The following is a 1,772-nucleotide window of genomic DNA, read 5'->3' on the forward strand; positions in this document are numbered from 1 at the left end:
GCCGGCGGACCAGCGGGCCGGTGAGCCGGGCGCCGGAGCGCAGCACCTCCGGAGCGGTGCGTCCCTTGCCGCACAGCGCCCCCCGGTTCACCGGGAACGCCGGCCGCTCGGCCACCTCCACCCCGGAGGGGCCGGCCACGGGCCGCAGCGCCATGCCGCACTGCAACGAGCAGTACGGGCAGTGGGTGTCCACCGGGTCCACCGCGGCTGGTGTCGCTGTCACGTTCATGGGGCCATCGTGCGTCGCGGGTGTTTCCTCGCCCGCCCCACCGGGTTACGGCCGTGGTAACCCCCGCTCCGACGGGCGCCCGGCGGACGGTGAGCGCCCGCGGCTGCGGTGGTCGACGCGGCACCGGGCCCGTGGCGCCGGATACGGTCGAGGCATGCACGGCACATACGACAGCACCGACATCGAACGATGGGAGCCCGAGCCGGACAAGCGGCCGGGCCGCACCGCCTTCCAGCGTGACCGGGCGCGGGTGCTGCACTCCGCCGCGCTGCGGCGCCTCGCGGGAAAGACGCAGGTGGTCACCCCCGGATCGAGCGCCCCGGCCTGGGACGCGACGCCGCGCACCCGCCTGACCCACTCCCTGGAGTGCGCACAGGTGGGCCGGGAGCTGGGAGCGGCGCTGGGCTGCGACCCGGACCTGGTGGAGGTCGCCTGCCTCGCCCACGACCTCGGCCATCCGCCCTTCGGCCACAACGGGGAGCAGGTGCTCTCGGAGATCGCCGAACCCTGCGGCGGCTTCGAGGGCAACGCGCAGTCGCTGCGGCTGCTCGCCCGCCTCGAGCCGAAACGCTTCACCGCGGACGGCCGGCCGGTGGGGCTCAACCTGACCAGGGCCGCCCTGGACGCCGCCACCAAGTACCCCTGGCCGCAGGGTGAGCACCCCACCGACCCGAAGTCGCAGAAGTTCGGCGTGTACGCCGACGACCTGCCGGTGTTCGAGTGGTACCGCCGCGGCGCGCCCGCCGAACAGCAGTGCTTCGAGGCGCAGGTCATGGACTGGTCGGACGACGTCGCCTACTCGGTGCACGACGTCGAGGACGGTCTGCACGCCGGGCACCTCGACCCGAACGTGCTGCTCGCCGACACCGAGCGCACCGAGATCTTCGCTCTCGCCGCCGACCGCTACGCGCCGGAGGGGACCGAGCAGGCGGAACTGGGCGAGGCACTCGACCGGCTGCTCGACGAGGAGTGGTGGCCGCACGGGTACGACGGCACGGCCACCGCCCAGGCCCGGCTCAAGGACGCCTCCAGCCAGCTCATCGGCAGGTTCTGCCTCGCGGCCGAGGCGGCCACCCGCGCGGCGTACGGGACCGGGCCGCTCACCCGCTACCAGGCGAACCTGGTCGTGCCCCGGGCCGCCCGGCTGGAGTGCGCGGTGCTCAAGGCCGTCGCGCACCGCTACGTGATCCAGCGGGACGACCAGGAACGCCTGCGCGCCGACCAGCGCATCGTGCTGTCGGAGCTGGCCCAGGCCCTGATCCTGCGCGCGCCGGAGGGCCTCGACCCGCAGTTCCGCGCCCTCTACGCGCAGGCGGACGACGACGCCGCGAGGGTCCGGGCCGTCGTCGACCACATCGCCAGCCTCACCGACGCCTCCGCCCGCTCCCTGCACGCCCGACTCACCCGCCCCACCGGCCACTGACCGCACCGGCCACTGACCTTGCCGTCACGGGGCCACTGGTCACCGACCGCACCGGCCGCTGAAGCCCTCGGCACGGGCCGGCGCCGGCGGCAGCCAGGGCGGGCGGACAGGGCCCCGCGG

Annotated in this window: 1 protein-coding gene and 1 pseudogene; one reads left to right on the forward strand and one right to left on the reverse strand. The window is 75.1% G+C overall.

Annotated elements, in window-relative coordinates; all coding sequences use genetic code 11:
* Positions 1–229 (reverse strand): annotated as a pseudogene (locus tag ACYVE9_RS25380) (nitrite reductase); the annotation flags it as partial.
* Positions 230–383: 154 nt separating this feature from the next.
* On the opposite strand from ACYVE9_RS25380, the gene ACYVE9_RS25385 reads away from it, so the two are divergent.
* Entirely contained in the window at positions 384–1,652 is a 1,269-nt protein-coding gene (locus tag ACYVE9_RS25385; protein WP_461030229.1) for a deoxyguanosinetriphosphate triphosphohydrolase, read from the forward strand.
* Positions 1,653–1,772: the final 120 nt, after the last annotated feature.

This window comes from Streptomyces sparsus, from assembly GCF_054776295.1.